The sequence below is a fragment of the Micromonospora sp. NPDC023869 genome (genome assembly GCF_055559695.1).
Window position 1 is genome coordinate 902,741 of the sequence record NZ_JBVHKD010000001.1, and the last position, 12,477, is coordinate 915,217.

The window sequence follows — 12,477 nt, forward strand, 5'->3', positions numbered from 1 at the left end:
GCCAGCGGCCCGACGATTGACCAGCGTAGGGACGACCAGTGTCGATACGCAACACACCCACACCGTCACTCTCGGTGCATTAATCCGACAACGAAGAAGGCCCCCGGTCGCTTGACCGAGGGCCTTCCGTGGTTCCTGCGTACGCGCTCAGGCGTCAGCCTGGTCGACGGAACCCGGCGACCGGCATCGTCGTGATCGGCGAGACGTTGACCGGGACACCGGCACGCGCCGCGTGCACCATCGTGTTGTTGCCCAGATAGATCCCGACGTGACTCACGTCGCTGCGGAAGAACACGAGGTCACCGGGGCGGGCGTCGGCCCGCGAGATCGCCTTGCCCTCGCGCCACTGGGCGCCGGTGAAGTGAGTCAGGGAGATACCCGCCGCCCGGTACGCGTACTGGGTGAGACCGGAGCAGTCGAACGAGTTCGGGCCGGTAGCACCCCAGACGTACGGCTTGCCGACCTGCGCGCAGGCGGTCCGGATGGCCGTCCGGGCCGCGTCACTGACCACACCGTTGATGGTCGGGCAGTTGGTGGTCTTGACCGTGGTCACCGGCAGGGACCGCTCCAGCCGCTTGATCTCGGCGTCGATCTGCTTCTTCTTCGCCGCGAGCTGCTTCTGCTTGGCCTCCTGGTCGACGATCAGCGCGTCGAGCGTGGCCTTCTGGTCGTCGTACTTCTTCCGGATCTTCATGACGCCCTCGAGCTGACGGCGCTCCTCCCAGGCCAGCCGGTCGAGGAGGGCCATCTGCTCACCGAGCTGGTCCGGCTTCGCGTTGAGCAGCACCGCGCCGAGTTCCTGCGAGGGGCCGGTGATGTAGTACCGGGAGGCGAGACCCGCGACCCGGTTCATCGCCAACTCGGTCTCCAGGGCCAACGGCTGGATCTTCTTCTCCAGCTTGTCGACCTTCTCGCGATTGACCCTCAGCTCCGAGCGCACCTTGTTGAACTGCTCGATGGTGGGTTCGAGCTGCTGCCACTGCTTGTCGATCTGGCGCTCGATCTCGTCCACCGACGGCTCGGCGTACGCGGGCGCGGCGACCAGACCAGCACCGACCGCAGCGGCGGCGACCAGGACGACCAGACGGCGAGCGACCTTGCGCAGCCCGCGCGCGGGGGTGGGGCGTCCCGGCGCATGACGATGGAGGGGCATGGTTGCCACCGGCACCGACTCCTTTGCGACCGACCACCGGGCGTCCCGCTAGCGGTAAGGGGCGAGACAGACGACCCACGGCGGTCGGTGCCCCACATTAGGGGAACGCGCGCGGCGGAATCAAGGCGACCAACGGCTCATTCACCTTTGCGCGACCGATCGCACACAAAGGGTGTCGACCAATTCGTTACAGTTATCCACGCCAATATAAAAATCGGGACGTGTCGGCATCCGTACAGATGCCGCCACGTCCCGACGTACGCGCTGGTCACCCGGCGACCGGCTCGCCCTCCTCGGCGCCCCGGGCCTGCTCGGGCTTGACCGAACGCAACAGCACGCTGGCCACGTCGACCACCTCGACCTGGTCGCCGGCGCCCTTGCCGTTGACTCCGTCACTCAGCATCGTCGAGCAGAACGGACAGCCGACCGCGACGGTCCTCGCACCGGTGGACATGGCCTCCTCGACCCGATCCACATTGATCCGCTTGCCGATCCGCTCCTCCATCCACATGCGCGCGCCACCGGCGCCGCAGCAGAAGGAGCGCTCGCTGTTGCGCGGCATCTCGACCAGGCCGTCGTCGGCGCCGACGGCGCTGCCCAGCACCTCGCGTGGCGGGGTGAAGACCCGGTTGTGCCGGCCCAGGTAGCACGGGTCGTGGTAGGTGACGCCGCCGTCGACCGGCTGCACCGGGGTCAGCTTGCCGGTGGCGACCAGGTGCGCCAGCAACTGGGTGTGGTGCACCACCTCGAACTCGCCGCCGAGCTGGCCGTACTCGCTGCCCAGGGTGTTGAAGCAGTGCGGACAGGTCGCGACGATCTTCCGCTTGGCCTTCTCGCGGCCCTCGAACGCCTCGTTGAGCGTCTCCACGTTCTGCTGGGCGAGCATCTGGAAGACGAACTCGTTGCCGATGCGGCGGGCCGGGTCGCCGGAGCAGGTCTCGCCCTCACCGAGGATGGCGAACGAGACGCCCGCCTCGTTCAGCAGGGTGGCGACCGCCCGGGTGGTCTTCTTCGCCCGGTCCTCGAACGCCCCGGCACAGCCCACCCAGAAGAGGTACTCGAAGTCCTCGACCTCACCGACCCGGGGCACCTCGAAGTCGAGGCCCTTGGTCCAGTCCTCCCGTGTGTTCTGCGGCGCACCCCAGGGGTTGCCCTTGTTCTCCAGGTTGCGCAGCATCACGCCGGCCTCGGAGGGGAAGTTCGACTCGATCAGCACCTGGTAGCGGCGCATGTCGACGATGTGGTCGACATGCTCGATGTCCACCGGGCACTGCTCGACGCAGGCACCGCAGGTGGTGCACGACCAGAGCACGTCCGGGTCGATCACGCCGCCCGCCTCGGCATCACCGATCAGCGGCTTCTCCGCCTCGGCGAGCGCCAGCACGTCGACGTGGGCGAGCTGCGCGGCGGTGGCCTTCTCCTCGCCGGTGAGGTCCTTGCCGCCGCCGGCCAGCAGATAGGGCGCCTTGGCGTACGCGTGGTCGCGCAGGCTGAGCACCAGCAGCTTCGGCGACAGCGGCTTGCCGGTGTTCCACGCCGGGCACTGCGACTGGCACCGGCCGCACTCGGTGCAGGTGCTGAAGTCCAGCAGGCCCTTCCAGGTGAACTGCTCGACGTGCGCGACGCCGAACTGGTCGGACTCCGGATCGGCCTCCTCGAAGTCGAGCGGCTTGCCCTCGCTCATCATCGGCCGCAGCGGCCCGAGGCCGGAGCCGGACGCACCCGGCTTCCGCTTGAAGTAGATGTTCGGGAAGGCCAGGAAGCGGTGCCAGGCGACACCCATGGTGACGTTCAGCGAGATCACGATGAGCCAGGTCATCGAAATCGCGATCTTGATGAGGGCGGCGACGCTGACCCCGGACTCCCAGTCCGGCAGCACCGAGCCAACCGCGTGACTCAGCGGGGTGGCCCAGGTCGGGTACTCGAAGTGGTCGGTGGCCACCTTGAAGCCGCGGATCAGGAAGCCCATGACCAGGACGGCGAGAACGACGGCCTCGACGAAGTAGCCCTGCCACATGGTGGAGCCGGTGAATCGGGACCGGCGTCCGGCCTGACTCGGCCGATTGGCCACCCGGATCGCGATCAGCGCCACGATGCCGACGACACCGAAGATGCCGATCCATTCGGTGACCAGCCCGTAGAGCGCCCAGCCACCGATCAGCGGCAACCCGGCGGTCGGTGACACCACCTCGAAGTACGCCTCAAGCACCAGCAGCGACAGCACGAGGAAGCCGACCATCACGAACCAGTGCGCGGCGCCGACCACGCTCCAGCGGAGCATCCGGGTGTGCCCGGCCGTCTCCGCGAGCATGGTCTTCGTACGCTCGACGTGGTCACCGGAGCGGGACGGATCGGGCTGACCCAGCCGGATCACGGCGAACATCTTCGAGACCGCACGCACCGCAAGCCACACCGCCACGGCGGTGATGGCGGCCGCGAGGATCGTGGTGACGATCTGGACGCTGCCCATCGAGTTGGCCTCCCGGTCTGCTGCCTGTCGAGCGGCTCGGCGACCGGGGTCGGGGTGCGGTTGGTCACCCCAGGGTGCCGCACCTCGACCCGGATCGGTCGATGACCTCGGTCCACTCGGTCATGCGATGCAGCTTACGCGCAAGGTTACTCAGCAGTAACGTGAGACTTCTCGCACCTGGGCCACGCCGCCCTGCGCACACCTTAGGAGGCCGCCGCCGAGTCCGCTCGGTCGGGGCCCGCGCAGGTGGCCGTTGAGCAGGGAATCAGCGCCAGCGGGAGAGCAGGATCAGGGAGCCGACCATCGCGCCGAAGCCGATCGCGAGGTTCCAGTACCCGAGCTCCATGACCGGGTACTCCTGCTCAGACAGGTAGTAGACCACCAGCCAGGCGATGCCGAAGGCGATCAACGACACGGCCGTGGCGGGCAGCCAGACCGGGCTCGGCTTACGGGACGCCGATGTCGTCGTCGGGCGTACATCCGTGGGCGGGGTGTACACCTTCTTCTTGCGGACCTGAGACTTGGGCACGACGCTCTCCAGAGGGGTTACGACCTCGTCCGGCCTGACAACCGGGCGCGAGGGCGACGGTCCATGGCCAATAATGTTCGACAGCTAGCGTAGTCCGGAAGGCCCGTCCAATCCACGGATGAGGCCAGACCGATGCCCGGCATCGGAGAATCGGACGGGCGGGCGACCGTCGCTCCGCCGCACCCCACGGGTGCCGGAGCCGGAGGACAAGGGGGAACGGCCGTGGAGTACACGTCCGGCGCAGCGTCGTGGCAGAAAGCGCTGCGACGACTCGTCGCCGGGTTGCTGCCCCGCCGGCCGCGTCAGCGCCGTCCGGGCTGGTCGATCGGGGTACCGCTGATCGCCGCCGCGGCCGGCCTGCTCTTCACCACCACCGCCACCACCGCGGGCGGCACGAACCTGCGCGAGGACCGACGCCCCCAGCTCACCGAACTCATCGAGGACCGCCGCGCCCAGGTGGCGGCGAACGAGGAGCGCGCCGCGACGCTGCGCAAAGAGGTCGAGAGCCGTACGGCCGACCTCGCCGACTCTGACGGGCCGATCCGGGAGCAGCAGGAACGCGGCACCGCCAGCCTTGCCACCGCCGGTTTCACCGAGCTGACCGGCTCGGGGATGACCGTCGTGCTCGACGACGCGCCCCGGCTCAACAACCTGCCCGACGGGGCCACCAACGACGACCTGGTCGTACACCAGGGTGACGTCCAAGCAGTGGTGAACGCGTTGTGGGCCGGCGGCGCGGAGGCCATGTCAATCATGAACGTCCGCGTCCTGGCGACCAGCGCGGTACGCTGCGTGGGTAACACCCTGCTGCTGCACGGCCGGGTGTACTCCCCTCCGTTCAAGATCGTAGCAATTGGCGACCCCGCCGCACTGCGGCAGGCCCTCGCCGCTTCCGAGGGAGTCCGGTGGTTCAGGGACGCGGTCGACAATTACCAGCTCGGCTACCAGGAGCTTTCCGGCACCGTCACCGTGCCCGCGTTCGAGGACTCCACCACCCTACGATCGGCGACGGTGCCGCAGTGAGTGCGCAGTGAGTCCGCACCCCGACGGGCGGCACCGCGACCAGGCCGACGAACCCACCGCCTTCCTGCCCAAGATCGAGCGGCCGGACCCGGCCACGCCGGACAGTCACCACCCAGCCAGGCCCGACAGCCGCCACCCGGCCACGCCGGACAGCCGCCACCTGGCCACTCCTGACAGCCGTCGCCACGCCACGCCCGACACCCGGTCGTCGGCCGGGCCCGAGCGCCGTCCGCCGGTCTCGCCCGACAATCGGCCGTCCGGGCCCCCCGACACCCGGTCCGGAGAGCCCGCCGGCCCGGCCGGTCGCTGGAACACCACGCCCGGCCGGTGGGACACCTCCGCCCCGGCAAGCAGTGGACCGGACCCTCGCTTCGGCGCAACTGCCGGCCAGGGTGACTCCGAAGCACCCGGTCGCAGGGACGCCGGTCCGAGCCAGGAGCGGTCGCCGAGCCAGGAGCGGTCGCCGGGTCGGTGGGGCCCGTCGCCGAGCGTGCCGCCGGTCGACGGACCCGGTCGACGGCAGAGCCCGGCCGGCGCCGGGCAGTGGAACGGCGTACCCCTGCCCTCCAGCGAGCCGGACATCCCCGTCGAGCCGACCCCGTGGCGCGGAGCCTTCGAGGCTCGACGCCCCGCCGCGCCCACCCCACCTGACGGCACCGCTTCCGGCGGTCCTGGGCCGCAGGCGAACGGCCCGGGTGCCTCCTCGGCCTGGTCCGCCGGGGAGGCGGCGCGCCACTCGCCGCCCGGTGGCGCCCAGGGACGACCGGCGACCGGACAGACCCGGCCCGACGCCGGCCCGGTGCGACCGGCCACGCCGCAGCCCGGTCACCCGCCCGCCCAGACTCCGCCTACCGGATCGGGACAGCCGCCGTTCGCCCGGCACGGCCTCGACCCGGCGCAGGCGCGGCACGGTGCGCAGCCCGGGCAGGTCCCGCCGTCGGGGCCCGCCCGCCAGCAGCCCAGCTCCCCGCACCACCCGGCATCGCAGCACCACCCGATGTCGCAGCACCCGACGTCGCAGCCCACGGGCCCGCAGCCGCCTGCGGCATGGCGGACGGACAACCGGGACGGCCGCGACGCCCCGCCCTCGGGGCAGCCCACCGAGCAGAGCTGGTCGGGTGAAGGGCCGACGGCACTGATGCCGGCGATCGGCGGCCCGGCCCGCTCCGCCGCCTCCCCGAACGGCGGCACGCCCACGTCGCCGACGACCGGCGGGGCTTCCACGCCCTCTGCGGCCGGCGGCATGCCCTCGTCGCCGACGCGCGGTGCCTCGGCATCGCCGCCGACCGGCAACACCCCCGCATCGTCGCCGACCGGCAACACCCCGGCGTTGTCGCCGGCCGGCGGGGCCTCCACCGGCTCCCGGTCGGGCGGCGGGCCGTCGGCCGACCCGGGTGCCACCGCCCTGATCCCCGCGATCACCGGCACCCGGCCGAGCACACCGCCCGCGATGGACTCCACCGCCCTGATGGGGGCCGTGCCCCGACCGCCGAAGACCGACGACCCCGCTGACGGTGCCGCCCCGGGTGCCGAGCCTCCCAAGCCGCGACGGGGTGACCGGGTGGTGCAACTCCGGCCGCACCAGACCGGTGAGGGCTACAAGAGCGTCTACTCCGAGCTGACCCGACCGTCCGCGTGGTCCCGGGTCCGCACCGGCCTGCGGTTCAGCGGCGAGCTGCTGATCACCTTCGGCCTGGTGGTGCTCCTCTTCGCCGGCTACGAGATCTGGGGCAAGTCGGCGATCGTCGACGCGCACCAGGGCGAGTTGAGCCAGCAGCTCGCGCAGGCGTGGGGGCCCGAGGGCGACCCGACGGTGGCCCCCTCGGCCAGCGCCTCGCCGTCCGCGTCCCCGAAGCCGCCGGTCAACGGCAAGCCGATCGCCGGGCTCTACATCCCCAAGTTCGAGAAGGAGTGGATCGTCGTCGAGGGTGTCCGCCAGGAGGACATCCGGTACGCGCCGGGGCACTACCCGGAGAGCGCCCTGCCCGGTCAGGTCGGTAACTTCTCCGTTGCCGGGCACCGCAACCGGGCCACCTTCTGGCGACTGGACGAGCTGCGCGACGGTGACGCCATCGTGGTCGAGGGCCGCAACGAGTGGTACGTCTACCAGGTCACCGAGAACCACATCGTGAAGCCGTCCCAGGTGGAGGTGGTCGCACCCGTACCGGGGCGGCCGGGAGCCCGACCGTCCAAGCGGATGCTGACCCTGACCACCTGCAATCCCAAGTTCGACAACTACGAGCGGTTGATCGTCCACGCCGAGTTGACCCGTACGCAGCCGAAGGCCGAGGGGCGCCCGGCGGAGCTGGGAGCCTGACGATGTACGGCTGGATCTGGCGCAAGCTGCCCTTCGGGTTGCCCGGCAAACTCGTCGGCAGCCTGCTGCTCGCCACCACCGCGGTGGCGCTGCTCTGGTACGTGGTCTTCCCCTGGGCCGGGCCGCTGCTCCCGTTCACCGGGGAGGACGTCCAGGTCACCCAGCAGGACGACGGTCCCGGCGTACCCGGTAGCGACGTGGTGCCCGGCGAGGACCCGCAGGACGACGCCCCGCCCGGTGACGAGCACGACCTGCCGTACGACACCGACCGGAACAACACCCCGCCGCCGGACGAAGACGAGTGAGGCCGATGCGCGTCCTGGTGATCGACAACTACGACTCGTTCGTCTTCAACCTGGTGCAGTACCTCGGCCAGCTCGGCGTCGAGTGCGAGGTGCGGCGAAACGACGAGATCGACGTGGCGGAGGTGGGCCGGGTCGGTGCCGACGGCATCCTGCTCTCGCCCGGGCCGGGCAGTCCCGACCGGGCCGGCATCTGCCTCGACGTGATCCGCCGGTACGCGGGCGAGATCCCGATCTTCGGCGTCTGCCTCGGTCACCAGGCGATCGGCGAGGCGTACGGCGCCACCGTCGCCCGCGCTCCGGAGCTGCTGCACGGCAAGACCTCGGAGGTACGCCACGACTCGATCGGCGTACTCGCCGGGCTGCCCGACCCGTTCACCGCGACCCGCTACCACTCCCTCGCCGTCCTGCCCGAGACGCTGCCGGAGGAGCTGGAGGTCACCGGCCGGACGGAGTCCGGCGTGGTGATGGCGATGCGGCATCGGACGCTGCCGATCGAGGGCGTGCAGTTCCACCCGGAGTCGGTGCTCACCGAGGGCGGCCACCTGATGCTGGCGAACTGGCTGGCCGGCTGCGGCTACCGGGAGGCGCTGGACCGTGCCCCCGCGCTGGCCGCCGAGGTCGACACCCGCCGCCGCGCCGCCTTCGCCACGACCTGACACCGGCCCGCCCGACCAGCGAAACGGTCACCGACCGCCCGGCCCGGGCCGAAGCGGGTGACCCGCCCGCCCAGGGTGCCGAAACGGTCACCGACGCAGGGCCTCGGTGACGCTCGGGTCGGCGGGCGAGCTGACCGCAGGTGGTCGGCGGCGAACCGCGTCCAGGACCGCCTTGCCGCTGGCCAGGTAGTCACGGGCCGCCTTCTGCGCCAGCAGGCTCGATCCGCAGCCGGTGCAGCGGGCGGCGACCCCGTCGGTGTCGATGCCGAGATGTCGGCAGAGTGTCACGGCACGGTCCAGGTGGTAGGACTGCGTGACGATCAGGGCCCGCTCGATCCCGTAGACGTCCCGTGCCCGCAGGCAACTGTCGTACGTGTCGAGGCCGTGCGGGTCGGTGACGACGCGCTGCGGGTCGACACCGAGCGGCCCGGTCAGGTGCTCGGCCATCGCCGCCGGCTCGTCCCCGGACGTTCCGCCGCCGTCACCCGACACCAGCACCACCCGGGCCCGTCCGCTCTGCACCAGCTCGGCGGCGGTCTCCAGACGTCCGGCGAGCCGGATGCCGGGTCGCTGTCCGTTCTCGGTGATCGCCGTGCCCAGGACGATCACCACGTCGGCGCTCGGCGCGTCGGCCTCGGTGTAGACGTGTCCGCGCGCGGACACCGTCGTCCAGAGCCACGGCACGCTCACCAGCAGCAGTGCGACGGCGACGAGGGCGGCGACCTTGATCAGGCGGCGCCGCCACCGCACCGGGGCGGCGGGGGCCGGGTCGGTCACTCGCCGGGGAACCGGAACGGCGGGAAGCCCGGCGTCGGCATGACCTGGCCGCCGCCACCGCTGCCACCGCTGCCACCACCGTCGTCGTCCTCATCCGGCGGCGGGGTGGTCGGCGGGGTACCGGTCGGCGGCGTCTGCGACGGCTCCGGGTCCTCCTCTTCCTCCTCGACGGAGATGGTGATCGTCACCCGGCTGCCCTTGGTGCGCTGGCTGTTGGCGTTCGGATCCTGGTTGAGCACCCGACCGGCCTGGTCCGCAGGCACCGCACGACCGGTCTGGACCCGGACCTCGAAGCCCGCGTCCCGCAGCCTCTTCCGCGCTTCGTCCTCGGTGAGGTTCGCGACGTCAGGCACCCGGACCACGTTGCCCCTGGAGACGGTGAGAGTGACCTTGGTCCCCTCCTCCACCCGCTCGCCCGCGCCCGGATCGATCGCCAGCACCTGGCCCTCGGGCGCGGCGTTGTCGTCCTGCTTGACCTCCACGTCGAGCTTCAGCTCCTCAAGCTGCTGCTCGGCGAACTCACGGGTGCCACCGACCACGGACGGGATGGTCACCACCGGCTTGCCGTCGCAGATCTGCACGGTCACCGTGCTGTTCGGCTGCACCCGTTCGCCGGCGGCCGGGGTCTGGCTGACCACGGCGCCCTTCGTGCAGTCGGAGGAGAGGACGGGGTCGCCGAGCGCTGCGGTGAGGCCGTTCTGCTCGATCTGGGCGAATGCGTCCTGTTGGCTGAGCCCGGTGAGGGTGGGCACCGGAGTGTCCTCGTCATCGCGCTGGTTCAGCAACAGAGCGGCGACCAGCGCGATCACCGCGAGCACGCCGAGCCCGGCGAACATGGCGATCAGCCAGGACGAGGCGCGCCGCTGGCGCGGGTCGCCGACCCGGGCGGGGATCTGTCGCGTCTGGGTGGCACCTGCCGAGTAGCCCGGGGACGGTGCCATCGCGACGGTCTCGTCCTCGCGCAGCACCGGCGTCGCCATCACCGGCCGACCGGCCGCCGCCCGGAGCATGTCGGCACGCATCTCACCGGCGCTCTGGTAACGGTTGAGCGGGTTCTTGGACAGCGCCTTGAGCACGATCGCGTCGACCGCCGGGTTGACGTCCGGGTTCAGGTCGCTCGGCGTCGGCGGAGTCTCCCGCACGTGTTGGTACGCGACGCTGACCGGGCTGTCACCGACGAACGGCGGGTGGCCGCAGACCAGCTCGAAGAGGACGCAGCCGGCGGCGTACACGTCGGAGCGGGCGTCCACGGCCTCGCCGCGCGCCTGTTCCGGGGAGAGGTACTGGGCGGTGCCGATGACCGCGCTGGTCTGCGTCATCGTGGTGGCACCGCTGGCCAGGGCCCGGGCGATACCGAAGTCCATCACCTTGACCTGGCCGGTCTGGGTGAGCATCACGTTGCCGGGCTTGATGTCGCGGTGGATGATGCCGTGCCGGTGGCTGAACTCCAGCGCCGCGCAGATGTCGGCGGAGATCTCCAGCGCCCGACGGGGCTGTAGCCGGCCCTCGGCGCCGAGCACCTCCTTGAGGGTTCGCCCGTTGACGAACTCCATCACGATGAACGGAAGGGTTTCGCCCGTCGGCGCCTGTTCCTCACCCGTGTCGTAGACCGCGACGATGGCCGGGTGGTTGAGCGAGGCGGCGTTCTGCGCCTCCCGCCGGAAACGCATCTGGAAGGTGGCGTCCCGAGCCAGGTCGGTCCGGAGCATCTTGATCGCGACGTCCCGACCGAGACGCAGGTCGCGACCGCGATGCACCTCGGCCATGCCGCCATATCCGAGCAGCTCGCCGACCTGGTACCTGCCACCGAGCAGGCGGGCCTGCGCTGTCATCGCGTCCGTCGTCCTTCACTCGTCGTCTCGTGGCCGCCCACGCGGGGCTGATCCAGTCGACGGTACGCCGTACCGGCCGGATCGTCTCGTCCGTCGTGCCCTGGCACGACGGACGACACCGCTTGCACGGGGACCCCGACCGGCAGGTCGGAGCTGTTCTTCAGTCGCACGTTGTAGGAAATCACGCCGGAACAGAGCAGGACCAGTACGCCCAGCATCACTGCCAGAAACAGGACTCCGGAGCGCGACCGTCCGGGCACCTGCTGTGGCGGAGCCGGTCGTGGCTGGTAGCCGGGCGGCGCGGCGGCGGCACGCGGGTAGTTGTTGGGCGGTGGCATCGGTCGACCGACCGGCATCGCCGGCACGGCCGGGGCGACGGTCGTGGGGCGCAGTGGTTGCGCCGCCGGGGGGCGGGCCGCCATCGGCGACACCGGCGGCCGGTGGTTGACGGCCGGAGGGCGACCGGCCGGTGTCGAGTGCGGTGCCGCCGGAGGACGGGGCGGCTGCGGCGTCGGCACCGGGGCGCGTCCCGGAGCCGGCGACGCGGGGGCGGCCGAGATCGGGTTGGCGTTCTGCCCACCCGCACGCGCCTGCTGGGACAGCGCCGTCTTGAGCTGCCGGGCCACCCCGGCCAGCGCGGCGGCGCTCTGCCAGCGGTCCTTCGGGTCCTTCGCCATGGCCCGCTCCACCAGGGCGCAGACCTGCGGCGGGATGTCGGACGGCAACTGTCGCGGGGTCTCCCGCACGTGCCGCATGGCGATGTCGAGCGGGTTGTCGCCCTCGAAGGGCCGGCGGCCGGCGAGACACTGGTACGCGACCACGCCGAGGGCGTACACGTCCGAGGCGGGGGTGGCGACCTGGCCGGTGGCCTGCTCGGGCGAGATGTACGAGGCGGTGCCGAGCACCGAACCGGCGGCGGTGAGCTGGCCGACGAGTTCCGAGCGGGCGATGCCGAAGTCGGTCAGCACCAGCGTGCCGTTGGGCCGGACCAGCAGGTTGCCGGGCTTCACGTCCCGGTGCACGATCCCCTTGAGGTGGGCCGCGTGCAGCGCGTCGGCGGCCTGCGCCACCAACGCCATCGTCCGGGCCGGGGTGAGTCGACCGACCCGGCTCAGCGTGGCCGAGAGCGGGTCGCCCTCCACGTACTCCATCACCAGGAAGGCGATCTGCTGGTCGTTGCCGAAGTCGTAGACGTCGACCACACCCGGGTGGTTGATCGTCGCCATGGTGCGGGCCTCGCCCCGGAACCGCTCGGCGAAACCGGGCTCGTCCAGCAGCGCCGGGAGCAGGCTCTTCACCGCGACCGTACGGCCGAGCACCTGGTCCAGGCCGCGCCAGACGTCGCCCATGCCACCGCTGGCGATGCGCTCGTCGAGACGGTACCGGTTACCGAGCTGAACTCCCGGACTGAGCAT

Annotated in this window: 10 protein-coding genes; 4 read left to right on the plus strand and 6 right to left on the minus strand. The window is 71.3% G+C overall.

Annotated features, from left to right (window positions below):
- Positions 1-154: 154 nt before the first annotated feature.
- The 3 genes from ACZ31C_RS03890 to ACZ31C_RS03900 form a co-directional block, all read right to left on the minus strand.
- Positions 155-1,153 carry a C40 family peptidase gene (locus tag ACZ31C_RS03890; protein WP_465794061.1) on the minus strand — a complete coding sequence of 333 codons (999 nt, stop codon included), beginning with the start codon at positions 1,151-1,153 and terminating at the stop codon, positions 155-157.
- Between the two features lie 268 nt (positions 1,154-1,421).
- Positions 1,422-3,623: a (Fe-S)-binding protein gene (locus tag ACZ31C_RS03895; RefSeq protein WP_465794062.1), complete on the minus strand. Its 2,202-nt coding sequence runs from the start codon at positions 3,621-3,623 to the stop codon at positions 1,422-1,424.
- A 265-nt stretch (positions 3,624-3,888) separates the two neighbouring features.
- Entirely contained in the window at positions 3,889-4,152 is a 264-nt protein-coding gene (locus ACZ31C_RS03900; protein ID WP_396743965.1) for a cell division protein CrgA, read from the minus strand.
- 222 nt (positions 4,153-4,374) lie between these two features.
- Between ACZ31C_RS03900 and ACZ31C_RS03905 the strand changes: the two genes are divergently transcribed.
- Genes ACZ31C_RS03905 through ACZ31C_RS03920 form a run of 4 tightly spaced genes read left to right on the plus strand, consistent with a single transcriptional unit; the run spans position 4,375 to position 8,453 of the window.
- Positions 4,375-5,175 (plus strand): DUF881 domain-containing protein, encoded by an 801-nt coding sequence (locus tag ACZ31C_RS03905; protein WP_465794063.1) that lies wholly within the window; start codon positions 4,375-4,377, stop codon positions 5,173-5,175.
- 7 nt (positions 5,176-5,182) lie between these two features.
- A complete protein-coding gene (locus tag ACZ31C_RS03910) occupies positions 5,183-7,492 on the plus strand; it encodes a class E sortase (RefSeq protein WP_465794064.1) in 2,310 nt (769 codons plus the stop codon).
- 2 nt (positions 7,493-7,494) lie between these two features.
- Complete coding sequence (locus ACZ31C_RS03915) at positions 7,495-7,797, plus strand: hypothetical protein (RefSeq protein WP_465794065.1); 303 nt, start codon at positions 7,495-7,497, stop codon at positions 7,795-7,797.
- Between the two features lie 5 nt (positions 7,798-7,802).
- Positions 7,803-8,453: an aminodeoxychorismate/anthranilate synthase component II gene (locus ACZ31C_RS03920; RefSeq protein WP_465794066.1), complete on the plus strand. Its 651-nt coding sequence runs from the start codon at positions 7,803-7,805 to the stop codon at positions 8,451-8,453.
- Positions 8,454-8,540: 87 nt separating this feature from the next.
- On the opposite strand, the gene ACZ31C_RS03925 is transcribed toward ACZ31C_RS03920, so the two are convergent.
- The 3 genes from ACZ31C_RS03925 to ACZ31C_RS03935 are packed head-to-tail and all read right to left on the minus strand — an operon-like array spanning position 8,541 to position 12,477.
- Entirely contained in the window at positions 8,541-9,230 is a 690-nt protein-coding gene (locus ACZ31C_RS03925; RefSeq protein WP_465794067.1) for a SanA/YdcF family protein, read from the minus strand.
- Entirely contained in the window at positions 9,227-11,062 is a 1,836-nt protein-coding gene (gene pknB, locus ACZ31C_RS03930; protein WP_465794068.1) for a Stk1 family PASTA domain-containing Ser/Thr kinase, read from the minus strand. The genes ACZ31C_RS03925 and pknB overlap by 4 nt, the downstream gene beginning before the upstream one ends.
- The gene (locus ACZ31C_RS03935) at positions 11,059-12,477 is read right to left on the minus strand and encodes a serine/threonine-protein kinase (RefSeq protein ID WP_465794069.1); all 1,419 of its coding nucleotides are present in this window, start codon (positions 12,475-12,477) and stop codon (positions 11,059-11,061) included. The genes pknB and ACZ31C_RS03935 overlap by 4 nt, the downstream gene beginning before the upstream one ends.